The 25129-nt window shown below is 65.5% G+C and carries 20 protein-coding genes and 1 other RNA gene; 10 read left to right on the forward strand and 11 right to left on the reverse strand.

The features are described from left to right. Positions 1-44 precede the first annotated feature (44 nt). Positions 45-2039, reverse strand: a complete 1995-nt coding sequence (dnaX, locus tag AC1Q5S_RS08885; RefSeq protein WP_303837711.1) for a DNA polymerase III subunit gamma/tau — start codon at positions 2037-2039, stop codon at positions 45-47. Between the two features lie 201 nt (positions 2040-2240). Between dnaX and ffs the strand changes: the two genes are divergently transcribed. The 4 genes from ffs to mepK all read left to right on the forward strand — a co-directional run bounded on the left by ffs (position 2241) and on the right by mepK (position 4836). Continuing rightward, positions 2241-2337: signal recognition particle sRNA small type (ffs, locus tag AC1Q5S_RS08890), an RNA gene on the forward strand. Between the two features lie 70 nt (positions 2338-2407). Then, positions 2408-2623: a hypothetical protein gene (locus tag AC1Q5S_RS08895; RefSeq protein WP_303833586.1), complete on the forward strand. Its 216-nt coding sequence runs from the start codon at positions 2408-2410 to the stop codon at positions 2621-2623. A 14-nt stretch (positions 2624-2637) separates the two neighbouring features. After that, positions 2638-4236 carry a L,D-transpeptidase family protein gene (locus AC1Q5S_RS08900; RefSeq protein WP_492238673.1) on the forward strand — a complete coding sequence of 533 codons (1599 nt, stop codon included), beginning with the start codon at positions 2638-2640 and terminating at the stop codon, positions 4234-4236. 33 nt (positions 4237-4269) lie between these two features. Then, positions 4270-4836, forward strand: coding sequence for a peptidoglycan L,D-endopeptidase MepK (gene mepK, locus AC1Q5S_RS08905; protein ID WP_303833584.1), 567 nt, complete (start codon positions 4270-4272; stop codon positions 4834-4836). Between the two features lie 31 nt (positions 4837-4867). On the opposite strand, the gene AC1Q5S_RS08910 is transcribed toward mepK, so the two are convergent. From AC1Q5S_RS08910 to AC1Q5S_RS08920, 3 genes are read right to left on the reverse strand one after another with little or no spacing between them, the layout of a single operon-like run. Then, positions 4868-6226 carry a TIGR03862 family flavoprotein gene (locus AC1Q5S_RS08910; RefSeq protein WP_492238674.1) on the reverse strand — a complete coding sequence of 453 codons (1359 nt, stop codon included), beginning with the start codon at positions 6224-6226 and terminating at the stop codon, positions 4868-4870. Between the two features lie 37 nt (positions 6227-6263). Further along, a complete protein-coding gene (locus AC1Q5S_RS08915) occupies positions 6264-9701 on the reverse strand; it encodes a UvrD-helicase domain-containing protein (protein WP_492238675.1) in 3438 nt (1145 codons plus the stop codon). Positions 9702-9710: 9 nt separating this feature from the next. Continuing rightward, entirely contained in the window at positions 9711-12260 is a 2550-nt protein-coding gene (locus AC1Q5S_RS08920; protein WP_492238676.1) for a PD-(D/E)XK nuclease family protein, read from the reverse strand. A 109-nt stretch (positions 12261-12369) separates the two neighbouring features. Here AC1Q5S_RS08920 and trxA point away from each other — a divergent pair, with 109 nt between their 5' ends. The 5 genes from trxA to AC1Q5S_RS08945 all read left to right on the forward strand — a co-directional run bounded on the left by trxA (position 12370) and on the right by AC1Q5S_RS08945 (position 17830). Then, entirely contained in the window at positions 12370-12702 is a 333-nt protein-coding gene (gene trxA / locus AC1Q5S_RS08925; RefSeq protein WP_303833580.1) for a thioredoxin TrxA, read from the forward strand. Positions 12703-12975: 273 nt separating this feature from the next. Next, a complete protein-coding gene (gene rho, locus AC1Q5S_RS08930; protein WP_026436794.1) occupies positions 12976-14238 on the forward strand; it encodes a transcription termination factor Rho in 1263 nt (420 codons plus the stop codon). 142 nt (positions 14239-14380) lie between these two features. Next, on the forward strand, positions 14381-14638 hold the full coding sequence (locus AC1Q5S_RS08935) for a type B 50S ribosomal protein L31 (RefSeq protein WP_026436795.1): 258 nt from the start codon (positions 14381-14383) through the stop codon (positions 14636-14638). Positions 14639-14741: 103 nt separating this feature from the next. Continuing rightward, entirely contained in the window at positions 14742-16463 is a 1722-nt protein-coding gene (locus tag AC1Q5S_RS08940) for a glycosyltransferase family protein (protein WP_492238677.1), read from the forward strand. After that, a complete protein-coding gene (locus AC1Q5S_RS08945; RefSeq protein WP_492238678.1) occupies positions 16463-17830 on the forward strand; it encodes an MATE family efflux transporter in 1368 nt (455 codons plus the stop codon). Before AC1Q5S_RS08940 ends, AC1Q5S_RS08945 begins: the two co-directional genes overlap by 1 nt. On the opposite strand, the gene phoR is transcribed toward AC1Q5S_RS08945, so the two are convergent. From phoR to pstS, 7 genes are all read right to left on the reverse strand, one after another. Next, on the reverse strand, positions 17745-19127 hold the full coding sequence (gene phoR, locus AC1Q5S_RS08950; RefSeq protein ID WP_303833577.1) for a phosphate regulon sensor histidine kinase PhoR: 1383 nt from the start codon (positions 19125-19127) through the stop codon (positions 17745-17747). The two genes, AC1Q5S_RS08945 and phoR, sit on opposite strands and share 86 nt — an antisense overlap. 58 nt (positions 19128-19185) lie before the next feature. Further along, positions 19186-19893: a phosphate regulon transcriptional regulator PhoB gene (phoB, locus tag AC1Q5S_RS08955; RefSeq protein ID WP_303833576.1), complete on the reverse strand. Its 708-nt coding sequence runs from the start codon at positions 19891-19893 to the stop codon at positions 19186-19188. Positions 19894-19908: 15 nt separating this feature from the next. Beyond that, positions 19909-20613, reverse strand: coding sequence for a phosphate signaling complex protein PhoU (gene phoU, locus AC1Q5S_RS08960; protein WP_303833575.1), 705 nt, complete (start codon positions 20611-20613; stop codon positions 19909-19911). 12 nt (positions 20614-20625) lie between these two features. Beyond that, positions 20626-21411 (reverse strand): phosphate ABC transporter ATP-binding protein PstB, encoded by a 786-nt coding sequence (gene pstB, locus AC1Q5S_RS08965; protein ID WP_303833574.1) that lies wholly within the window; start codon positions 21409-21411, stop codon positions 20626-20628. Positions 21412-21426: 15 nt separating this feature from the next. Then, complete coding sequence (pstA, locus tag AC1Q5S_RS08970) at positions 21427-22308, reverse strand: phosphate ABC transporter permease PstA (protein WP_303833573.1); 882 nt, start codon at positions 22306-22308, stop codon at positions 21427-21429. Next, entirely contained in the window at positions 22305-23231 is a 927-nt protein-coding gene (pstC, locus tag AC1Q5S_RS08975; protein WP_422204273.1) for a phosphate ABC transporter permease PstC, read from the reverse strand. Before pstC ends, pstA begins: the two co-directional genes overlap by 4 nt. 154 nt (positions 23232-23385) lie before the next feature. Then, positions 23386-24426: a phosphate ABC transporter substrate-binding protein PstS gene (pstS, locus tag AC1Q5S_RS08980; protein ID WP_303833572.1), complete on the reverse strand. Its 1041-nt coding sequence runs from the start codon at positions 24424-24426 to the stop codon at positions 23386-23388. A gap of 208 nt (positions 24427-24634) precedes the next feature. On the opposite strand from pstS, the gene AC1Q5S_RS08985 reads away from it, so the two are divergent. Beyond that, positions 24635-25126, forward strand: coding sequence for a fasciclin domain-containing protein (locus tag AC1Q5S_RS08985; protein WP_492238681.1), 492 nt, complete (start codon positions 24635-24637; stop codon positions 25124-25126). Positions 25127-25129 lie beyond the last annotated feature (3 nt).

A 25129-nucleotide genomic window follows, 5' to 3' on the forward strand; every position in this document is an offset into this window, starting at 1 on the left:
GTGTGGTTTCCTTTTTTCAGTTTCTGTGGAATGGAGGTGATCGGTCACGCAGGCTTGATGCTGCCCGGCACGATTTTCGCGCCGTAGTCGCGCACCAGCGACTGCACATAGGGGTCGTTCATCACGATGTCTTCGGCCACGCGCTGGCGCTCGGCGGCGGCGGCGGCATTGCGGCGGGCGGGGCTGTCAATCACCACGCCCACTTCCACGCTGATCTGGCTGGCATGGCCCGCGGCCTCCAGCGCGGCGCGCAGGCGCTCGCGCGCCAGGGGCTGGTTGAGCGATTCGCGCTCGACGCGCAGCAGCCAGTGGCCCGCATCACGCGCCACCAGCTGGGACTGCAGGGCCAACTCGCGCACCAGGGCGGTAATGGTTTCGGCCACCACCAGCTGCTGCACGGTGCGGTGCCATACGTCACCTTCGTCCGTAGGGGTGTAACGCGCAGAGACGGGGGTAGGAGCAGACAGGGGCAGCGGCTGCAGCCGCTCACCGGGCTCGGGCGACTCCCGCACGGGAATAGCTACATATTCAGGAGCAATTTGCGCACGACCGCTATGCACCTGGGCCTGATTTCCATCAAAACCTTCGGTGCTGCGCACCGGCAGAACGGTGGCAGTGGGGGCCTCAGCCCGCACGGTATCCGGCTCGTCCGAACCCGGCCAGGGAGGCGGCTCGGAGGCATCGGAAACCACATCTTCTGACGGCGCGGCAGCGGACGGTGGCACCGACAGGGCGGGAACTATGGCAGCCGGGACAGGGGCAACCAACGCTGCGGGCGGCGCCCCAGGAGCCGCTACCGCACGGGCGATGGGTGCCGACACAAGGGCAGCAGGGGGTGCAGGGGACGCCTGAAACCCGGCAGAACCAGCGGCTACCCGGCCCGAAGACGCGGCTTCAGACCGGGTCAGAGTTTTTTTTTCAGCCGATTCGCTCTGGGGCTTGAAGGCCAGCAGGCGCAGCAGCACCATGGTCAGCGCGGCATATTCATCGGGCGCCAGGCCCAGCTCGCCCCGCCCGTGCAGGCACAGGCTGTAGAGCAGCTGGGTTTCATCGGTGGGCATCAAGGCGGCCAGGCGGGCCGTCTCAGCCGCCTCGGGGTCGTCGGCATCCACGGCGCCGGCCATCTGCGGCACGGCCTGGAACACCGCCATGCGCTGCAGCACGGTGCTCATTTCTTCGAGCGTGGACGCGGCCGACAGGCCATTCAGGCGCAGCGTGTCCGAGGTTTCCACCACGGTCTTGCCGTCGCCCTGCGCCAGCGCATCGATGAGGCGGAACACGTAGGAGCGGTCCACCGCCCCCAGCATCTGGCGCACGGCGGCTTCCTGCAACTGGCCGCTGCCAAAGGCAATGGCCTGGTCGGTGAGCGACAGCGCATCGCGCATCGAGCCACGCGCCGCGCGCGACAGCAGGCGCAGGGCCTGCGGCTCGGCCGATACGTTTTCGGCTGCCAGCACCTGCGTGAGGTGCGACAGCACCGTCTCGGGCGCCATGGGCCGCAGATTGAACTGCAGGCAGCGGCTCAGCACCGTGACGGGCACTTTCTGCGGGTCGGTCGTGGCGAGCACGAACTTGAGGTATTCGGGCGGCTCTTCCAGCGTCTTGAGCATGGCGTTGAACGCCGTGTTCGTGAGCATGTGCACTTCGTCGATCATGAAGACCTTGAAGCGCCCCTGCACCGGCTTGTACACCGCCTGCTCCAGCAGGCTCTGCACCTCGTCCACGCCACGGTTGGAGGCGGCGTCGAGTTCGGTGTAGTCCACGAACCGGCCGCTGTCGATGTCGGTACAGGCCTGGCACACGCCGCAGGGCGTGGCCGTGATGCCGCCCTGCCCGTCCGGCCCCTGGCAGTTGAGGGACTTGGCCAGGATGCGCGACACCGTCGTCTTGCCCACGCCGCGCGTGCCCGTGAACAGGTAGGCATGGTGCAGCCGCTGCTGGGTGAGCGCGTTGGTGAGGGCCTGCACCACATGCTCCTGCCCCACCATCTCGGTGAAATTGCGGGGACGGTACTTGCGGGCGAGCACGAGGTAGGACATGGGGGGTGATTCTAGGGCCCACGCATTCCTTGATTTTTGGCGCTGCCACCATCTACCGCCCGATACGGACTGGCGCGCCCCGGGCCAGGGATGCCGCGCAAGGGCCGCCCCGCCGCGAGAGCCTCGTTCACCTTCCCGAATTGCTGGGCAATTGGGGAAGGTCGAAAGCGTGAAGCGCTACAGGGGGTAGAATCTTTGCCTGACGGGCCTCCCCGCATGGTGAAGCGGCCAACCGGGTCAGGTGGGGAACCAAGCAGCCCTAACTGTGGAGCCAGTGCCGGGGGTAAGGCTCGTCAACTTCTTTCTGATATTGCGACAGGCAGGGTTGCGCAAACCCTGCAGCCACCAGACAACACGACGAGGCGCCCGTGTTCGCAGAGAATTTCAACCCCCTCGCTGCCCTGGCCGCTGCCAGGTGCCCCCGTTGCCACGCCACGGGGCTGGTCGAAATCGATGGCGAAGCCCACGACAAGGCGCCGGAAACCGACAAGCACCAGGCCAAGTTCCACGTTAGCCCCAGCCTCTACGCCCAGTGCCCGGCCTGCGGCCTGGTCGGCGAGTGGCCCGGCATGAGCGACCATTGACCACGATGCGGCGCATGCCCAGCCCCTTTATCGCTCTTGCATCCCCTTTGTTTCCAGGCCTTGGCACCCGTTTGGGTTGGCACAGCACATGGCTGGCGCTCTGGCTGGCTGTTTGCGCCCCTGTGGCAGGCGCCGCGCCCTGGCTGGTGGACGGGCGCCCCGCGCCTGTGGCGCAGCAAGCGGTGGACATTCTGGCGGCGGCGGCCACCGAAGGCCTGCAACCCGACGATTACCACGCCACCGCGCTGGCGCAGGCCGTGGCCTCTGCAGGCCGCGGCCCCGCGCTGGGCCCCGAGGCCGCACAGCAGCTCGAAAATGCGCTCACCACCGCCCTGCAGCGCTACCTGGGTGACCTGCGATCGGGCCGCATCGATCCGCGCCAGATCCAGCAGAACTACACCCCGCCCGCAGCCCCCCGCATCGACGCCACCACCGCCCTGCAACAAGCCCTGGCCGCCCCCTCGCTGGCCGATGCCGTGCGTGCCGCCGCGCCCCAGGTGCCACTGTATGCCCGCCTGCGCACCGAACTGGCCCGCTACCGGGCGCTGGGCGCCCCCGCCGCCTGGGCCACGCCCCTGCCAGCGCTGCCAGGCCGCAAGCTCGAGGCCGGCCAGGCGTGGGCAGGCCTGGCACAGCTGACCCAGCGCCTGGTGGTGCTGGGCGACCTGCCGGCGGATGCGCAGCCGCCAGCGCTCTACGGCGAGGCCCTGCAAAACGGCGTGAAGGCCTTCCAGCAGCGACATGCCCTCGCCTCCGACGGCGTGATCGGCAAGGCCACGCTGGATGCCTTGGCCATTTCGCCCGCCGCCCGCGCCCGCCAGATCGAGCTGGCCATGGAGCGCCTGCGCTGGACGCCCCTGCTGCGCGGCCCGCGCATGATCGTGGTCAACATTCCCGAATTCATGCTGCGCGCCTACGAGGTGCAGGACAACCGGGTGTCGCTGCAGCTGGCCATGAAGGTGATCGTGGGCAAGGCGCTGGACACCCGCACGCCACTGTTCGACGAAGACATGCGCTTCATCGAATTCAGCCCCTACTGGAACATTCCGCCCTCCATTGCGCGCAGCGAAACCATTCCCCGGCTGCGGCGCGACCCTGGTTATTTGCAGCAGCAGGGCATGGAATTCGTAGGCGCCAACGGACAGGTGCACAGCACGCTGGCGCCCGAATACCTGGATGCCGTGCTGCGTGGGCAGATGCGCATACGCCAGCGCCCTGGGCCCAAAAATGCACTGGGCGATATCAAGTTCGTGTTTCCCAACAATAGCAACATCTACCTGCACCACACGCCCGCACCGCTGTTGTTTCAGCGCGACCGGCGCGACTTCAGCCATGGCTGCATCCGCGTCGAAGACCCCGTGGCGCTGGCCCAGTTTGTTTTGCGCAACGACCCGGCATGGCCCGAAGCACGCATCCGCGAAGCCATGGCCCGGGGCCAGTCGGCCACGCTGCGCCTGGCCGAACCCCTGCCCGTGGTGATTGCCTACAGCACCACCATCGTCAAACAGGGCCGGCTGCATTTCTTTGCCGACCTGTATGGGCAGGACAGGCTGCTGGACCAGGCCCTGCGCCAGCACTCCGCGCAGCGCCGCCTGCGCGCCGGTGCTCCCTGACAAAACCGGTTTCACCCCTTCCTGGAACATGCCATGACCCAGCCCACCCACCCTCTTGCATCGGGCCGCCGCCGCTTTCTGGGCACGGGCAGCCGCTGGCTGGTGACCGGGGCCCTGCTGCCGCTGGCGCAGCCCGCCCTGGCCAGCCTGCCCGACGCCCGCAGCCTGTCGCTGGACCACACCCACACCAGCGAGCGCCTGGCCCTGGTGTATGCGCTGGGCGAGCAGTTCGTGCCCCAGGCGCTGAGCAGCCTCAACCATTTCCTGCGCGACCACTACAGCGGCGAGGCCGGTCTGATGGACCCGCAGCTCTTCCACCTGCTGCACCAGATCCGGCAGGAGCTGCGCGCGCAGCAGCCCTTCCAGGTCATTTCAGGCTATCGCAGCGCGGCCACCAACCACACGCTGCGCACCACGCGCGGTGGCGGCGTGGCCAAGCGCAGCCTGCACATGGACGGCAAGGCCATCGACGTGCGCCTGCCCGGCGTGCAGTTGGCCAGCCTGCGCGACGCCGCACTGGCGCTGGGCCTGGGCGGCGTGGGCTTTTACCCACGCGAGCAGTTCGTGCATGTGGACACCGGCCCCGTGCGCCGGTGGTGATGAAGCTCTATTTTCAACAGCTGCGGGCGCTTTATCCTCCAGCACCAGCGCCCAAAAACCTCAAAACCCCCTGCCCCGCCCGCACGCCACTGGCCAGGCTGGCCGTGAGCAGGTAGCCCCCAGTGGGCGCCTCCCAGTCGAGCATCTCGCCCGCACAGAACACACCGGGCGCGGCGGTGGCCATGAGGTGCGCATCCAGCGCCTCGAACGCCACGCCACCGGCCGTGCTGATGGCCTCGTCCAGCGGGCGCGCGGCCACCACCGTGATGGGCAGGGCCTTGATGGCGTGGGCCAGGGCCACGGGGTCATTCATGCCGTCCTTGCCCAGGTGTTCGTACAGGATGCCGGTCTTGATGCCGTCGAGCCCCAGGCGGCTCTTGAGGTGGCTGGACAGCGAGCGTGAGCCGCGCGGGTGGCGCACTTCCACCAAAACACGCTCGGGGCCGTGGTCCGGCAGCAGATCGAGGTGGAACGTGGCATGGCCATGGGCCTCGATCTCGTCGCGCAGCAGCTGCGACGCGGCATAGACCAGGCTGCCCTCCACGCCCGTGGCCGTGGCCACGAACTCGCCGCGGCGGCTGAAATGGCGGCCCTGGCTGTCGGTAAAGCTGAGCGCCACCGATTTGAAAGGCTGGCCGGCAAAACGTTCGGCAAAGTGCGGCGTCCAGCCCACGGCGCCCTCGGGCGTGTGGCCCAGCAGCTCCTGCAGGAATGCGCGGCGGGTTTCACCGGCGGGTGCATCCACGCGCGGCACATCGAAGCCACAATTGGCGGGGCGCAGCGGCGCCACGGCTACGCCGCGTTGCGCCAGCAGCGGCACCCAGGCGCCATCGGACCCCAGACGCGCCCAGCTGCCGCCGCCCAGCGCCAGCACCACGGCGCGGGCAACTACCTGCACCTCGCCGGCAGGCGCCGCGAAACGCAGGGCGCCGCCCTCACTCCAGCCCAGCCAGCGGTGGCGCATGTGGAACCGCACCCCCATCCCGCGCAGGCGCTGCAGCCAGGCACGCAGCAGCGGCGCGGCTTTCATGTCGGCCGGGAACACGCGGCCCGACGTGCCCACAAAGGTTTCCACCCCCAGCCCCTGCGCCCAGGCACGCACCTCGGGCCCGCCAAAGGCCTGGACGAGCGGCTCGATCTGCGGCTGGCGCCCGGCGTAGCGGCTGACAAAGGGCGCGTGCGGCTCGGAATGCGTGAGGTTGAGCCCACCCTTGCCCGCCAGCAGGAATTTGCGCCCCACCGAGGGCATGGCGTCCAACACATGCACCGCCACGCCCGCCTGCGCCAGCACCTCGGCCGCCATCAGCCCGGCGGGGCCACCGCCCACGATGACGGCATCGCAGTGCAGAAGGCTGGCTGCATCGGTGGCCAGGGGGGTGGGTGCATTCATGGGGGAAACCTTTCAATCCATCGACAACGTTCGGCGCTCAGAACAGGGAGCCTTGGGCAGGCCCCGGCGCGGGGGCGAGAGTATGCCGTACGGCCTGCGCCGCCCGATCCGCGCCCGCCGCCAAGGCCGCTTCGGCGGGAGGGGCACCATCGGACACCGGCACCATGCGCCCGTCGCCCGTGAGGAACGCCGCCCGCACCGGCTCGCCGGGCACCTGCCCCGATACCGCCGCGCGGTAGCGCTGCAACTGCGCCATCAGCGCGGGTTGGCGCTCGGGCTCGGCGGCGCTTTTGTAGTCCAGCACCCACCAGCCCGCGCGCTCGGGCGGCTGGTGGCAGTGCACCAGGCGGTCGATGCGCAGGTTCTGGCCCTGGTGGCGCAGGGGCGCCTCGTTGATGGCGGTGTCCACCACCGTGGCATCCCAGGCCCAGGCACCCTCGCCCGCCAGGATGCGCCGGGCGGTCTGGGCGGCGGTGCGCGCGGCGGCCACGGTGATGTCGAAGTCCTGCGCCAGGCGCGCCACGCGTGCGGCGGGCCAGCCGTCGGCACGCAGATCGGCCAGCGGCGCACCGGCCACACCGGCCTGTTCCAGCAACTGGTGCATGGCCTCGCCCAGGCGCGATGCGGGGGTGGACAGCGATGCGTCCGGGTCGGCCGGGTCGGCGCCTGCTTGCGCAGCCCGGGGGATGGCGCGCGATTCGGCAGGAAGCACGGGCAACTCGGCCAGGGTGAAATGGTCGTGCGCACTGTCAGGCATCCCGGCAACCCCATCGCCCTCACTTGCCACAGGTACGCCCGGCATCTGCGCATCGGCCAGCAGCGGCTCCAGCCGGTTCCACCAGCTGCCCGGCGCAGACACACCGGGCGCCACCGACGACAGCGCCAGGCAGTGTTTGGCGCGCGTCATGGCCACGTAGAGCATGTTCAGTTCTTCGCGCTGGCGGGCCTGCTGCTCGGCGGCCAGGGCGGCTTCGGCGCTGGGCGGCGGGCTCGATTCACTGGCCAGAAAGACAAAGCCTGCGGGCACGGCCTGCTCGCCGGGCCAGTCCACCAGCACGCCCATGGTCTCGGCCTTCTGCGGGCGGGTGTCGGTGTCGAGCAGCAGCACGCAGCGCGCCTCCAGCCCCTTGGCACCGTGCACGGTGAGCAGGCGCACGGCCTGCGCATCCACCCGGCCGGGCGCCCGCACGCCGCCTTTTTTCATGGCGCGCACAAAGGCATAGGGCGTGAGGTAGCGGCCGCCATCGTGCTGCAGCGCGGCCGAAAGCAGCGCGCGCAGATTGGCCAGCACCGCCATGCGCTGCGCGGCGGGGGCTGCGGCGGCAAAGCGGGCCAGCACGTCGCCATGCTGGTAGATGGCGTGCAGCGCATCGTGTGGCGGCAGGGCATCCACCCAAGACTTGTATTGGGCCAAATTGGTCGATAGCGCCTGCAGTTCAAGCGGTAGGAGCTCACTTTCTTGCAGCAGATCAAACCAGCTGCTGCTGGCATGCTCGGGCTGGCGGCGCAGTACGGCCAGGGCCACGAGGGCATCGTCGCCCAGGCCGAACAGCGGCGACTTGAGCGCGCGGGCCAGCGACAGGTCATGCCCGGTGGACACCAGCGCATCGAGCAGCGCCACCATGTCCTGCACCTCGGGCGCGTCGAACAGGTCGGCCTTTTCGGGCTGCACACAGGGCAAATGCAGGGCGCGCAGGGCCTCCTGCATGGCGGCGAGCCGGTCGCGCTTGCGGGCCAGCACCAGCACTTCGTTGGGCGGTGTGCCTTGCGCGATCTGCGCCGCCACCCAGGCGGCGGCCTGCGCGGATTCGCGCATGCGCTGGGTTGCCTCGGGCTCGTGGCGCGGCTCGGTCAGGCTGTCGCGCCAGGCAAGCGGGTCGGCCGCCCCACCACCACCCGCATCGGGCGGCAGGATGGCGGGCAGGCGCAGCAGCACGCCGGGGTCTCTGGATTCGGTGGTGTGGTCGCGAAAACCGCTCGTCTCGTGCTGTGCCTGCGCGGTGCCCATGGCATGGTTCACGGCGGCGATCACGCCCGTGGCATTGCGGCGCGTGTGGTCACAACTGAGCAGATCCCCTCCCAGGCCATCGCGCACAAAGGCCTGCGCGGCGATGAACACCTGCGGCTCGGCACGGCGAAAGCGGTAGATGCTCTGCTTGGGGTCTCCCACGATGAACACACTGGGCGCCGTGGTACCGCCGCCCGAGCCCGCATAGCCCGCCAGCCAGGCGTGCAGCGCCTGCCACTGCAGCGGGTTGGTGTCCTGGAACTCATCGACCAGCAGGTGGCGGATGCGGGCGTCCAGGCGTTCCTGCACCCAGCCCGAGAGCACGGGGTCGGCCAGCATGACCAGGGCCGTGCGCTCCACGTCGTTCATGTCCACCCAGCCATGCTGGTGCTTGACGGCGGCAAACTCCGCACTCAGGCAGCGCGCCAGCCGGGCCATGCGCTGCTGGTGCTGCCAGGCGTCGTGCTGGCGGCGGGCGGTGAGGGCACGCTGGCACAGTGCCTGTACGTGACGTACCTGCTCGATCCCGGCCAGCTTGTCGTTGAACTTGCGCGGCTCGCCCTTTTGGGTGAGCAGGGCGTCGATCAGGCCATCGGCGTCTTCGGCGCCAACCGCTGCTTCCAGCGCAACACCCTTGGCAGAGAAAGTGGGTGCGCTGGCCCGCCCCAGCGCGAGCGCCGCGGCCAGCAGGGCATCACGCTCACGGCGCAATAGCGCGATAGTCGGGTCGTTTTCGTCCGATAGATCGGGGAACAGCGCCCCTGCTGGCGGCACCGAGGCATCGACCACCCCCGCGGCGTCGGCCAGATCAAACTCCACCCGCTTGGCCAGCGCCGCCGCCAGCGCCTTGTGCGTTTGCGAGCGGCCATGGCGGGCCACCACGGCCTCGTAGTCGGCCCGCAGCGTGGCGCTGGTGGCGACAGTCTGCAGGAACGGCCCCCACACCTCGCGCACGGCCTCGGCATCGTCTTCGAGCAGCTCAAAATTGGCAGGCAAACCCTGCGCCTGCAGCAGCGCCAGCGGCGCCGTTCCGAGCAGCGCGGCAAACCAGCTGTGGAAGGTGCGGATCTGCACGGGGCGGCCACTGGCCAGCATCTGGCGGTATAGATTTTGCAGCGCCTCGCGCTTGTCCAGTGCGCGCTCGGGGCTGATTCCTCTTGAAATCAGCTCTGCACCCAATGCATCCAGCGGGGCCTGGGCAAACGTTTCCAGCCACTCCTGCAGCCGCTGGCGCATTTCCCCTGCCGCCTTCTTGGTGAAGGTGATGGCCAAAATTTCATGCGGCGCGGCGCCGTCGAGCAAGGCACGCAGCATGCGCGAGACCAGCATCCAGGTCTTGCCCGCGCCCGCGCAGGCCTCCACGGCCACGCTGCGCGCGGGGTCGCAGGCGATGGCGTAGAAGGCCGCGCGCGAAACAGGGTGGCCGTTGTGTTCGTAGGCCGCAGTGGTGTGGGTGTGTTCGGTCACCGGTGGGCCTCAGTCATTCCAGAAGTCTTTTCGGCACAGTCCCCGCGCAGCGCAGTAGTCACACACGGCGCCCTCGCCCAGCGCGGGCATGGGCGCGCCAGCCGCAATGCGGGCGAAGTCGTGCTGGATGCCTTCCACCAGCAGGTCGCGCAGGTGCACCACCTCGTCCTGTTCGTGCATCTGTGTCTCGCCGCGCTCGCCCACGTTCACATAGGCGGCACGCAGCGTGTCATGGCTCAGCAAGGCGGCGTAGAACGCGAGCTGGGTGTCTTCCGCGCCCGCCTTGATGCGCTGGCGCGTGGCGGTGTCGTTCTCGGTCTTGTAGTCGATGACCAGCGGCATGGGTTCGCCCGTGGTCGAGACGGCATCGATGCGGTCGATGGCGCCCACGAGCTGCAGGGCGCCCAGTGGCTGGCTGGCTTGCACCTCGGCCTGCCGAAAGTGCCCCCCGGCCTGTTCATGCTGGACCAGCCAGCGCAGATAGCCGTCGCGCACCTGCGGCCAGCCCGCTGCAAAGGGAAGAAAGTCCCCCTCGCCCAGGCCTTGCTGCAGCGTGACGGCCTGCGCGGCACCATCCATGCGGGCGATGCGGGTGGCTGCGTCGTCCGCAGGCTCGGCCAGCAGGCCTTCGTGAAAGTGCTGCAGCACCGCGTGCAGCCAATTGCCAAAGTCGCGCTTGTCCACCTCGGCGGCCAGTTCGTCGGCCTCCTGCAGGCCCAGCTGGCGCAACGCAAAAAAACGGTAGGGGCAATGCCGCAGATCGGAATACGCGGTGGACGAGATCCGTACCACCGGCAGCGCGCGGCCATCGGGCAAGGGCCGCGCCGTGGGGTGGGCCGCCACGGCGCGCTGGCTGCGGTCGTCGGCACCGTGGGCCGCCGCGCCTTCGAGGTGCAGGGCCTGCACCAGCGCGCTGGCCAGCAGGGGCTCGCCGCCTTCGTCACCTGTGCGCCAGAGCACATCCACCGCGGGTGTCTGCAGTGCGTGCAGCCAGGCGGCGCGCTGGGCCAGCTCCAGCGATTCGCGCGTGGGCAGGCCCCAGGCCTGGCGCTGCGCGGGGGTCCAGTCGCCGACGGGCTCGGGCGAGGGTTGCAGGCGTTTTTCATCGCAGCCGGGCAGCACCAGGGCGGCAAACGGGCGGGCCAGCAACTGGGGCATGGGCAATACGACCACGGGCGCATCGCCCATCTGGCTGGGTACATAGCGCGCAGCTTCCAGCACCTCGTTGGTCCAGCGGGTGAACTCGGCCAGGGCCATGCGCCGGCCGGCGCTGTCCCAGCCCTCCAGCTCGGCCTCCTGGCCCGCCTGCAAGCGCAGCGCCGTCAACACGCGGGTGCCTGCGGCGTCCGCTTCGAGCTGGGGCCACTGGCCACTGGCCACCAGCAGGCCACGCAGGGACTGCAGCCACTGCGCCAGCGGACGCGGCGCGCGCAGGCCTTCGCACCAGTCCTGCACCTGGGCCACACAGGCCGCCAGGGCGGGCTTGTCGGCCCAGTTGCGCCCGACCGCGCCCGACCAGGCGGCCACAGCGGCCTTGCGCAATACGCGCTCCAGCGGGTTGAGCACAGCGGGCTCAATGACCGGTGCGTGCTTGAGCCAGTCCAGCACCTCGTCGGTCGAGGCGTTCCAGGCGCAAGCCTTGAGCGCGGCCATCAGCTGCGCGGCCGCGCGGGTGGTCGAGAGCGTCCAGCCGTTTTCATCGCGCACCGCCACGCCACAGCTGGCCAGATGCGCCCCGATGCGGCGCGTGAGGGCGCGGTCGTTGGCCGCCAGCGCCACCGGGGTGCGGCCCGCCACCACATGGGCCAGCACACAGGCCGCCGCCCGCTGGGCCTCGTCCTCGGCATCCTGGGCCGCATGCAGGGCAATGCGGCCGCGCGCGCTGGCATCCAGTGCCGCAGGCGGCAATGCCAGGGCCACGGCCTGGTCGCCCCAGTGAACCTGCAGGGTCTGTGCCAAGGGCTCCACCTGAAAGCCATGCAGTACCACCAGGGCATCGACCGACTGGCGCACGCCGGGCTCGAACAACACATCGGTGGCATGGCGCGAGGCCAGCACCCATTCGAGCGCAATGCGGGCCACGACGGCCTCGAAACGCAGGGCCGAACCTTCGTCAGGCTCCGTCATCCGGCTGCGCGCCTGAATCCCCCAGGCCTCGCGCTGCGCCGGGGCCATGGCGGCCACGGCCACTGCCAGCTGGGCGGCAGCCTCTTGCAAGGGCACCGCCAGCACGTCGCGTTGCGCGGCCAGGCCGGCGCGATCAAGCAAGGCGCGCGCGGTGAGCGTGTCGCGCGCCACGTCACCGGCCAGGTCGTCGCCTTGCGGCACAAAAGCGGCCAGCTGGCGGGCCCAGTTGCGCGTGGTTTCGAAACGGGGTGCAAATCCGTCGGCATGGTGCAAGGCCCAGTAGCGCTGCGCCCAGGGCATGAGCTGGGCATAGGGCAGCAGCACCACGGTGCGTGCAGGATGGGCCCGCACCCCCTGCATGTGCGCCTCCACCTGGGCCAGCACGTGCTGCCACAAGGCAGCGCACTGATCGCTTTTCGCTATGACTGTCATAGCGTCGCAAGGCCCGGCCATACCGGTGAACATGGGATTGGTTTCTGTCACAATGCCCAGACTTTAAACGTACACCGGTCGCAAACCGCTCAAATTCAAGGAATCCGCCATGGCCAGCGCACTCATCAAACATGTCTCTGACGCCAGCTTTGAAGCCGACGTGCTCCAACCCGGCACCTCCGTGCTGGTGGACTACTGGGCCGAATGGTGCGGCCCCTGCAAGATGATCGCCCCCATCCTGGACGAAGTGGCCGGCACCTACCAGGGCAAGCTGCAGATCGCCAAGATGAACGTGGACGAAAACCGCGAGATCCCCGCCAAGTTCGGTATCCGCGGCATCCCCACGCTGATGCTGTTCAAGGACGGCCAGCTGGCCGCCACCAAGGTCGGCGCCATGAGCAAGGCGCAACTGACCGCCTTCATCGATCAGCAACTGACCTGATTCACCGACGCCCCGTTGGTTGTGCCGCCACCGGGGCTTTTTATCGGATGCATGGTGCACACACAGGCACCCGAGTCGGCGGCAGTCATCGACTCAATTGCGCCCGCATGAAGTCCTCGCTTTTTTTCCTGTCATAATTCTTCCAGATCACCGGGCTGCATGCATTGGCAGCCGGACCAAGATCCCAGGCGCGCCGGAGCTGCAAACAGCAGCCCATCCGGCCCCGGCCCCCCTCCCCGAAGATTCATACCAGCTCCGCCAAGGAGTCAATCCATGCACTTAAACGAACTCAAGGCACTGCACGTGTCTGAAGTCCTGAAGCAGGCCGAAGAACTCGAAATCGAAAACACGGGCCGCATGCGCAAGCAGGAGTTGATGTTTGCCATCATCAAGAAGCGCGCCAAGACCGGGGAACAGATCATTGCCGACGGCGTGCTGGAAATCCTGCCCGACGGCTTCGGTTTCCTGCGCAGCCCCGACACGAGCTTCACGGCCAGCACGGACGACATCTACATCAGCCCCAGCCAGGTGCGCCGCTTCAACCTGCACACCGGCGACATGATCGAAGGGGAGGTCCGTACCCCCAAAGACGGTGAACGTTACTTCGCGCTGAACAAGCTCGACTCCGTCAATGGAGGCCCGCCCGAGCAGAACAAGCACAAGGTGATGTTCGAAAACCTGACTCCTTTGTTCCCCAAGGAACAGATGCGCCTGGAACGCGACGTCAAGAGCGAAGAGAACATCACCGGCCGCATCATCGACATCATCGCGCCCATCGGCCGCGGCCAGCGCGCCCTGATCGTCGCTCCGCCCAAGAGCGGCAAGACGGTGATGATGCAGCACATCGCCCATGCCATCACGGCCAACAACCCCGACGTGCACCTGATGGTGCTGCTGGTGGACGAGCGCCCTGAAGAAGTGACCGAAATGCAGCGCACAGTGAAGGGCGAAATCATCGCCTCCACCTTCGACGAGCCCGCCGCCCGCCACGTGCACGTGGCCGAGATGGTGATCGAGCGCGCCAAGCGCCTGGTCGAGCTGAAAAAAGACGTGGTGATCCTGCTGGACTCCATCACCCGCCTGGCCCGCGCCTACAACAACGTCGTGCCGTCGAGCGGCAAGGTGCTTTCAGGCGGTGTGGACGCCGCCGCGCTGCAGCGCCCCAAGCGCTTCTTCGGTGCGGCACGCAAGGTCGAGGAAGGTGGCTCGCTCACCATCATCGCCACGGCGCTGGTCGATACCGGCAGCCGCATGGACGAGGTGATCTTTGAAGAGTTCAAGGGCACGGGCAACTGCGAAATCCACCTGAACCGCCGCCTGTATGAAAAGCGCGTGTTCCCCGCCATCGAACTCAACAAGAGCGGCACGCGCCGCGAAGAGCTGCTGCTGGCCCCCGAGATCCTGCAAAAGACCCGCATCCTGCGCCAGTTCATGTACAACATGGACGAGATCGAGTCCATGGAGCTCATGATCAAAAACATGAAGGCCACCAAGAGCAATGTCGAGTTCTTCGACATGATGCGAAGGGGTGGCTAATTTAGCGCGCCACGGCAAACATTGCCGACTGCCGCTTCGGGCTATAATTGCGGGCTTTTTCTGCGGAAAGTACGCTGGATGTTTCACGAGGCAAAGGTTGCTTCGGGTCCTGCACGGCTCCCGCACTTGACAAGGATTGATCATGAAAGAAGGCATTCACCCCAACTACCGCGAAGTTCTGTTCGTGGACCTGTCCAACGGTTTCAAGTTTGTCACCCGCTCGTGCGTGAACACCAAGGAAATGGGCAAGACCGACGACGGCCGTGAGCTGCCCCTGTTCAAGCTGGACACCTCCAGCGAATCACATCCTTTCTATACCGGCACGCAAAAATCCGTGGACAACATGGGCGGCCGTGTGGAGCGTTTCCGCAACCGTTTCGGCAAAACCGCAGCGAAGTAATTCGCCGCGTTTCCGCCAAGAAGGCAGCACGGGCAACCGCGCTGCCTTTTTGTTTGGATTTGCCCTTATTCTCGACAGCCAGCCATTGCCATCCTCCTGACGCGTGAACGCTCCCACCCCCGCCATCGTTACCCGAAATGCTGCACGCCCGCTTCCTCGCTGGGCCTTGCTGCTGCTGTGCCTGGCTTATGTGGTGCCTGGCTTTGTCGGCCGAGGCCCGTGGAAGAACGCCGATGTAACGGCCTTTGGCTACATGCTGGAACTGGCCAACGGGCACACCCCGTGGCTGAAACCGCTGCTGGGAGGGGTCCCTCCCGAAACCGACGGTTTGCTGCCCTACTGGTTGGGAGCCTGGGCCATCCGGATCACTCCCGATGGGCTGATGGCGCCCGAGATGGCGGCCCGCCTGCCCTTCATGTCGCTGCTGGCGCTGACGCTGGCTGCCACCTGGTATGGCGTTTACTACCTGGCGCGCAGTCCGGGTGCTCAGCCTGTGGCATTTGCCTTTGGCGGCGAGGCCAACCCCCTGGATTACGCCCGCGCCATTGCCGATGGCGCCTTGCTGGCCCTGATCGCCTGCCTGGGCCTGGCACAGCTTTCGCACGAAGCCACTGGCTATCTGGTGCAACTGGCATGTGCGGCACTGATCTTCTTTGCCGTAGCCGCCTTGCCTTACCGCACGGTGGTGCCCGCCGTGGCTCTGGTTGCGGGCATGATGGGACTCACGCTGGCCGGCGCGCCCACGTTCGCCGCCTTGCTGGGGGGGGGCTGCATTGCACTGGTTGCGCTGGCACCACCCGGCCCCGCCGACCCCACCCATCGCCCCGATCGACGCCTGCACTGGGTCGCGGCGCTGGCCGCCATCACGCTGCTGGCCGCCGCCGTGGCATGGCAACTGGATCTGTGGCGCTGGCGCCTGCTCGATGCGGCCACCGAGGGCAAAGAATTCAGAAGCCTGATACGGCTGCTGCTCTGGTTTGGCTGGCCAGCCTGGCCCATGGCCACCTGGACGCTGTGGCGCTGGCGCAAACAGCTGTTCGACCGCCGGTTGCACCGCCACCTGTGGTTGCCCCTGTGGTTTTTGCTGGTATCGGTAAGCGCCACTTTCACCACACAACCGGCAGACCGTGCACTGCTGGTGGGTTTGCCGGCGATCGCCACACTGGCAGCGTTTGCGCTGCCCACCTTCCGCCGCAGCATGGCGGCACTGATCGACTGGTTCACCTTGCTGTTTTTCAGCGCATCGGCCCTGGCCATCTGGGTGATCTGGCTGGCGATGCAGACGGGTGTGCCTGCAAAGCCTGCGGCCAACGTGGCCAAACTGGCACCCGGGTTCACCCCCGAGTTCTCGTGGCTGGCGCTGGCAGTGGCACTGGCGGCCTCTGCGGCATGGTGCCGGTTGGTCTGGTGGCGCGCAGCACGCAACCGTGCCGCCATCTGGAAAAGCCTGGTATTGCCCGCCAGCGGGGCGGCGCTGGGCTGGCTGCTGCTGACCACCCTGTGGCTCCCGCTGCTCGACTATGCCCGCAGTTATGCACCGCAGGCGCACAAACTGGCGGCTGCCCTGGGCCCACACCCCGGATGCGTGCAGATGGTCGGCCTGAGCCGGGCGCAGGTGGCCGCACTGCAATACCACGCCCGGTTGCGCCTGCAACCGGCCAGCCCGGCAAATCACTGCCCCTGGCTGATTGCAGACAACAATGCCTGGCCCGCGCCCGCAAACCTGGTGAATCCTGACCACTGGAAGAGACAAGCCACCATCGGCCGCCCTACCGACAAGAACGAGTTCATCCTGCTGTTCCGGAGAACGGCATCGCCCGACTGATGTCGGAGTCTTCCACCATCTCCCGCCACGCCCTGACCGTGCTCACGGGGCAGCTGGCGGTGATGGCCTTCGGCGTGACCGACACCATCGTGGCCGGGCGCCACGGCGAGACCTCCCTGGCGGCACTGTCGGTGGGCTCGGCCATCTTCATCAGCGTCTATGTTGCCCTGATGGGCATCTTCCAGGCCCTCATGCCGGTCTGGGCCGAGCAGCGGGGCGCGCGCAACCCGAGCGCCATTGGCCAATCGCTGCGCCAGGCGCTCTACCTGTTTGCCGTGGCAACAGCCGTCGGCATGCTCGTCCTGTTGTCGCCCGGTCCGCTGCTGCGCTGGACCGAGGTACCCCAGGCGTTGCGCACCGAGGTAGAACAATACCTTGCAGTGCTGGCCCTGGCGCTGCCGCCCGCCCTGCTCTTTCGCCTGTACAGCACGCTGAACCAGGCCATTGGCCGACCGCAATTGGTGACCTGGCTGCAGGTGGGGTCACTGTTCATCAAGGTGCCCCTGTCCATCTGGTTCACCTTTGGGGGCGCCGGCCTGCCGGCGCAAGGGGCCGTGGGCTGCGCCTGGGCCACCCTGGTGGTGAATGCCAGCATGCTGGCCCTGGCTTTCTGGCTGTTGCGCAGCCAGGATCTCTACACGCCGCTGCGCATCTGGCAGCGCATGGAGCCACCCCATTGGCCCACCATTTTCGGCTTCACCCGGCTGGGCGTGCCTGCGGGGCTTGCCATCCTGGTGGAAGTGACTTCGTTCACCTTGATGGCCCTTTTCATTGCCCGCCAGGGCACGGTGGCCACCGCAGCCCACCAGATCGCAGCCAACGTGGCGGCCGTGCTGTACATGGTGCCCCTGTCACTGGCCATTGCCACCAGCGCCCGGGTGAGCTACTGGCTGGGTGCCGGCAACGCTGTGCAGGCACGCAGCGTCGTTTTTATAGGTTTCAGAATCGCAGTGCCTATGGGTATTGCGCTATCAACTCTATTATTTATAGCAAATGGAACCCTCGCCGCCCTGTATTCCAGCAGTGCCGCCGTGGTGGCAACCACCGGTGGATTGCTGTTGTGGGTTGCGATCTACCATGCCGCTGACGCCGTGCAGACCCTGTGTGTCTTTGTGCTGCGCAGCTACCGCATCACGATCGCCCCCCTGGTGGTTTATTGCGCGCTGCTGTGGGGCGCCGGGCTTGGCGGGGGCTATGTGCTGGCCTACCAGGGGCTGGGCCCTTGGGCACCCATAATGTCCCCTGTGCCGTTCTGGGCGGCCAGTGCGCTGGCACTGGCCATCACGGCAGGGCTGTTTGTGCTGATGCTGCGGGTTGCAATCCGGCCGGCAACGCGGAGCGGCGAAGCCGGTTGGCAGGAAAAGTAACCGAGAAAACCGATCCCTTGCCCAGTGCACTGGTGATATCGAGCGTGGCGCCATGCCGCTGCACGGCATGCTTGACGATGGCCAGCCCCAGGCCCGTGCCGCCCGTTTCCCTCGACCGGCTGCGGTCGACGCGGTAGAACCGCTCGGTGATGCGCGGAATATGCTCCGGCGCAATGCCGGGCCCGGTGTCGCTCACGGAAAAGATGGCATTGCCATCGGTCGTGTAGCGCCATTGCACCGTGATGGTGCCGCCTGCGGGTGTGTAGCGCACGGCATTGCTGATGAGGTTGGACAGCACACTTTGCAATTCGGCCTGCACACCGGCAATTTCGCCCACGGCACGCAAATCCTGCGCCGAAGGAAATTGCAGTACATGGTGCCGATGGTTGTTTTGCGTCAACAGGGCCGACAGGGCCCGGCCCTCTTCCTCGCACCGCAGCATCAGGACCTGTACCGACGTCCATTCGGAAATACCAGGCAGGGGACTGCCTTCCAGGCGCGAGAGTGTCAGCAGATCGTGCACCACGCTTTGCATGCGCGCCGCCTGCTGGGCCATCATGGCCAGGTAGCGCGCACGCTCCTCGGCATCCAGCGGCAGGGTTTGCAGGGTTTCCACAAAACCCGTCAGCACTGTCAGGGGCGTGCGGATTTCATGGGACACATTGGCCACAAAATCGCGGCGCATGGCGTCGGCCTGCTCCAGCGCCGTGACATCCCGGGACAGCATCAGCTTGCGCCCATCGCCATACGGATGCAGATGTACCGCAATGCGCACGGGCCGGGACAGCGTGCTTTCCCGGCCCTGCAGCACCACATCGTGGGTGTAATCCTGGGCGGCATAGTAGGCACTGAAATCGGGGTCCCGCACCAGGTTGCCGACAGACTGCATGACATCCCGCTGGGCATCGAACCCAAACTGTGCAGCCGCCAGCTGATTGCACCATTCAATGCGCCCTTCACCGTCGAGCAGGACAATGCCATTGGGCGTGGCCTGAAGTGCCGCCAGAATTTCCTGCAGACGATCCTCGCTTTCGTTGACCTGCGCCTGGTGCTGGCGCAACAGACGCCGCGCGCGATCTGCAGCTTCGCCCCACATGCCAAAGCTTGACGGAGCCGCCGACAGGTCACCCGAGCGCAGCCACTGCAGCACCCGCACCCCCAGCCACAAATCTCCGACAAACCACAACCATGCAGCCACCCCGGCCCCGAGCACTGCGCCCCAGGGGCCTCCTTGCCACCAGCCGAGCGCGCCTCCAGCCAATTGCCAGGCCAGAAAATAGAGAAAACGCCAGAGCATGCGGACTACACAACTTTCTCGGTGGTCACGAAGGCGCTCCGCCCCCGGACTGAAACATTCAGGCCTGCATCAGCGCGGGCGGCTGGGCGGTGAGCCGGTAGCCCGCGCCGCGCACGGTTTCCACCATGACGCCAGCCGCACCCAGGGCCTCCCGCAGCCGCTTCACATGCACGTCCACGGTTCGCTCTTCAATGAACACATGGTCGCCCCACACCTTGTCCAGCAGTTGTGAGCGGCTGTGCACGCGCTCCGAATGCTTCATGAAGAAATGCAGCAGCTTGAACTCGGTCGGCCCCACCTTCAACGGCTGCCCCTGGAAGGTGACCCGGTAGGTACCCGCGTCCAGCACGAGATCGCCAATGGTGACGCTGTCGCTCACCTGCTCGGGCGCGCGGCGCCGCAGCACCGCCCGGATGCGCGCCAGCAGTTCCTGCGTGGAAAACGGTTTGGTGATGTAGTCGTCCGCTCCCGCATCGAGCCCTGCCACCTTGTCGGGTTCATCACCCCGGGCGGTCAGCATGAGGATGGGGATGGGTTTGGTCCGACTGTCTGCACGCCACTTGCGCGCCAGCACGAGGCCGCTTTGACCGGGCAGCATCCAGTCGAGCAGGATGACATCGGGGAGGACAGCATCGAGTTCACGCTGGGCCGAATCACCATCTTCGGACCAGATGGGCTGAAAACCGTTGTGGCGCAGATTGACAGCAATCAGCTCGGCAATCGCCGGCTCATCTTCCACAATCAATACGCGAGGAAGCTTTTTCATGTCAATGCCAATAGGTCACAAAAGCGCAGCGGATTCAATTTCATCCATCGTCGTGTGTCGCACGTCCTTGCCCTTGACGAGGTAGATGACGAGTTCGGCCACATTCTTGGAATGATCGCCAATGCGTTCGATCGCCTTGGCCAGGAACAACAGGTCCAGGCTGGCGGAGATGGTGCGTGGATCTTCCACCATGTAGGTGATGAGCTTGCGGACAAAGCCATCGAACTCTTTGTCAATGAGGTCGTCCTCCTTGAGGATGGCCAGCGCCGCCTTGGTGTCCAGGCGCGCAAAGGCATCCAGCGCCTTGCGCAGCATGCCCGAGGCCAGGTCGGCCGATACGCGCAGGTCGCTCGATGGCAGTGAACGGGCCGCACCGCTCTCAATGATCGACTTCACCATGCGGGCCATCTTGTTGGCCTCGTCACCCACGCGTTCCAGATTGGCGGTGGCCTTGGAAATGGAGAGCAGCAACCGCAAGTCGCGGGCAGTGGGTTGGCGCCGGCCAATGATGGACGCGAGTTCGTGGTCAATCTCGACCTCCATGGCATTCACGCGCTGCTCTATCAACGCCACCTGCTCCACCGCTTCGAGGCTGAAATGTGAAAGCGCGTAAATTGCCTGGCGAATCTGCGATTCCACCAACCCCCCCAATTCCATGACGCGGGCAGAGACGCCGTTGAGTTCGCTGTCGAACTGCGATGAAAGGTGCTTGTCAGCCATGAATTTGCCTCCTCAGCCAAAACGGCCGGTAATGTAGTCTTCGGTTTCCTTGCGCTGGGGCTTGAAGAACATCTGTTCTGTCTCACCGAATTCCACCAGATCCCCCAGATACATGTAGGCGGTGTAGTCGCTGCAACGCGCTGCCTGCTGCATGTTGTGCGTGACGATCACCACGGTGTAGTCGTCCTTCAGTTCGGCAATCAACTCCTCGATCTTGGCGGTGGAGATCGGGTCGAGGGCCGAGCACGGTTCGTCCAGCAGCAGCACCTCTGGCTTGATGGCAATGCCACGCGCAATGCAAAGACGCTGCTGTTGCCCGCCCGAGAGACTGGAACCACTCTGACCGAGCTTGTCCTTGACCTCATTCCACAGCGCCGCCTTGCGCAATGCCCACTCCACGCGGTCATCCATGTCCGTGGCGCTGAGGCTTTCAAACAGCTTCACGCCAAAGGCGATGTTGTCGTAGATGGACATGGGAAAAGGCGTTGGCTTCTGGAACACCATGCCGATCTTGGCCCGGATCAGCGCCACGTCCTGCTTGGTGGTCAGCAGGTTTTCGCCATCCAGCACGATCTGGCCTTCGGCACGCTGCTCGGGATACAGCTCGAACATGCGATTGAAGGTGCGCAACAGCGTGGACTTGCCACAACCGGACGGTCCGATAAAGGCCGTGACCTTGTTTTCCGGAATATCCAGATTGATGGCCTTGAGGGCGTGGAACTTGCCGTAATAGAAGTTCAGGTCCCTGACCGTGATCTTCGACGGGCCCGGTTGTGATTTTTGGAGAGTGGAGGGCATGAAAGTCTTCCTTGCTTATTTCTGCCGGGTCAGAACCCGCGCGAGGATATTGAGTCCGAGAACGGCCAGTGTGATCAGGAACACCCCCGCCCAGGCCAGTTGCTGCCAGTTTTCATAGGGACTCATGGCGAACTTGAAAATGGTGACGGGCAGACTGGCCATGGGTTTGGACAAGTCCGAGCTCCAGAACTGGTTGCTCAACGCCGTGAATAGCAAGGGCGCCGTCTCACCCGCAATGCGCGCCACCGCCAGCAATACCCCCGTAATGACGCCGGCCCGCGCCGCACGCAGGGTGACCATGGTGATCACCCTCCACTTGGGTGTGCCCAGGGCGTAGGCCGCCTCGCGCAGGCTGGCCGGCACCAGAATCAGCATGTTTTCAGTGGTCCGGATGACCACCGGAATGACGATCAATGCCAGGGCCAGAATCCCGGCGTAGGCCGAAAAGCTCTTGAAACGCACCACCACCACGGCATAAACAAAAAGGCCGATCACGATGCTGGGTGCCGACAGCAGAATGTCGTTCACGAAGCGTGTCGTGGATGCCAGCCAGCTGCGCACGTCGTACTCGGCCAGGTAAACCCCGGCCATGATACCGATGGGGGTTCCCACGAAAGTGGCCAGCACCACCATCACCAGGGAACCGAAAATGGCGTTGGAGATGCCCCCCGCCTCGTTGGGCGGTGGCGTCATTTCGGTGAACAGGGTGAGGCTCAACCCACCGACCCCGAGGCGCACGGTTTCCCACAAGATCCATACCAGCCAGAACAAGCCAAATGCCATGGCGGCCAACGACAGGGTCAGGGCAATCTGGTTGACGCGCTTGCGGCCGTTGTAGCGGGCCTGGCGCGCCTGCGCGACATCGGCCGCCGAGATAAGAGGCTGCGAGGTGGTCATGTGCGGGCTCCTTCGTTCTTTTGAAGGCGTGACAGCAAGATCTTGGACAAGGCCAGCACCACAAAGGTGATGAAGAAGAGCACCAGCCCCAGATAGATCAGTGACGCCTGGTGCAGGCCTTCGCCAGCCTCTGCAAATTCATTCGCCAGGGCCGACGTGATGCTGTTGGCGGCCTCGAAAACCGACAGGGAATCGAGCTGGTTCATGTTGCCGATGACGAACGTTACCGCCATGGTTTCCCCCAGCGCACGCCCCAGCCCCAGCATGACACCCCCCAGCACGCCCGTCTTGGTATAGGGCAGCACCACCTTCCACATCACTTCCCAGGTGGTCGAGCCCAGACCATAAGCCGACTCCTTGAGGAGTGCTGGCGTGACATCAAAAACATCCCGCATCACCGCAGCAATGAAAGGAATGATCATGATGGCCAAAATGATGCCCGCCGACAAAATGCCAATGCCTACCGGGGGACCCGAGACCAGCGCGCCCAGATAGGGAATACCGGCAAACAAGGACTGCAAGGGCTGCTGCACAAAACGCGCGAGGATGGGGCCAAAAACCATCAACCCCCACATGCCATACACAATCGACGGCACGGCGGCCAGCAACTCGATCGCCGTTCCCAGGGGCCGCTTCAGCCAGGCGGGAGACAGCTCGGTGAGGAACAAGGCAATACCAAAACTCACAGGCACGGCAATCAGCAACGCGATGAACGACGTGGCCAGCGTGCCATAGATCATGACCAGGCCGCCGTACTCGTTTTGAACGGGATCCCAGACGCTGCGGGTGAGGAAACTCAGGCCGTATTGGGAAATGGAGGGCCAGGCACCCGCCACCAGCGACGCCATGATGCCCAACAGCAACAACAGCGTGAGGATGGCCGCGCCACGCGCGAGCCATCCAAAAATTCGGTCAGCCAACATGCCTGATATCAGCGGATTGCGGGGTGGAGGCGTGCTCCGCTTGATGCCAGAGGCCGCCTCTGAGGGCGAACTCTGGCGAGCCGGCATCGTAGTAGACACGTTGGTAGCCTTGAAAGGTTAAATCAAAAGGCCGGCAGGGTGCCGGCCCCGCAGATTACTTGAACGACACAGCCTTGCCAGAGGTGTCCTTGATATCACCCCAGGATTTCAGGATGTTGCTCTTAACGATCTCGGGCATGGGCACGTAGTCCAGATCAGCGGCCGTCTTGTCACCCGCCTTGTAGGTCCATTCGAAGAACTTGAGAGCCGTAGCGGCGTCCGCAGGCTTCTCCTGCACCTTGTGCATCAGGATGAAAGTGGGGTTGGTAATGGGCCAAGTAGCATCGCCCGGCTGGTTCGTCAGAATCAGATAGAAGCTCTTGGGCCAGACAGCGCCGGCAGCTGCGGCCTTGAAGCCCACGTCATCCGGCGAGGCAAACTTGCCCGCTGCATTTTGCAGCAGCGTGTAAGTCATCTTGTTTTGCTTGACGTAGGCGTACTCCACGTACCCAATGGAGTTGGGCAGACGGCCCACAAAAGCGGCCACGCCCTCGTTGCCCTTGCCACCCGCACCCACAGGCCAGTTCACGGCGGTACCCTCACCCACCTTGGCCTTCCACTCGGGATTGACCTTGCTGAGGTAATTGGTAAAAACAAAGGTGGTGCCCGAACCGTCAGCGCGGCGCACCGGCGCAATCGCGGCGTCCGGCAGCGGCACGGAAGGATTCAGCGCCTTGATGGCAGGGTCGCTCCAATTGGTGATCTTGCCCAGATAGATATCCCCCAGCACCTGGCCCGTCAGCTTGATCTGACCGGGGTTGATACCTTTGATGTTGACCACTGGCACCACGCCACCAATCACGGTAGGGAACTGCACCAGCCCCTTCTTTTCCAGGTCCTCGTCCTTCAAGGGCATGTCAGAAGCGCCAAACGCCACGGTCTTGGCATCAATTTGGCGCAAACCCGCACCCGAGCCCACCGACTGGTAGTTGACCTTGACACCTGTGGCCTTGTTGTACTCAGAAGCCCACTTGGAATACAGCGGCGCCGGAAACGTGGCGCCAGCGCCCGTAACCTCTTGCTGCGCCATGGCGCCAGAAAATGCGCCAGCAGAAGCCACACCAGCCACCAGAACTCGGATCACGGACATTTTCATGAAGATACCTTTGGGGTTGAAAAAGTTGGGATGCCGCGACTCTAGGTGCCATATATGACAACACCGTGACATTTACCAATACCTGTCACACACCTATTTTCCCGTTCCCACGGGGCAGCATTGAATCAAATCGTCATATTTTTGTCATGGCTGTTGCGTAGTCTCCTGCGACCGACATGCGTCGGCTATCTACTTCCAGGAGAATTCCATGTTTCGCCGTCATGCACTTCAATCTGCCCTCGCCCTGGTGGCAGTGACCGCTTTGGGCGCCTGCGCCACGCACGCGCCAGCATCCCAGACTCTGGCCGACACGGTCGCCAAAACACCCTCGTTGCAGACTTTCAACACCCTGGTTGCAGAAGCCGGCCTGACGGAAACCTTCAAGGCTGCAGGCCCTTACACTGTTTTTGCACCGTCCGATGCGGCATTCAAGACAGTTCCCGCCAAGACCCTGGAAGCACTCAAGAAAGACAAAGCGCTGCTGAAATCCGTGCTCAGCTACCACATCGTGCCATCGCGCCTGGCCTCTGCCGAAGTGAAGCCAGGCAATTTCAAGACCGTGCAGGGCGCAAACATCGCGCTGGCGCGCGCTGGCACGTTCCTGACCGTTGAAAACGCCATGGTGGAGCAAGCCGACATCGCGGCCACCAATGGCGTGGTGCATGTGGTGGACCGCGTGCTGATGCCGCCGAAGAAATAAGCA

This window comes from Acidovorax sp. GW835-FHT14B10 (genome assembly GCF_058793725.1).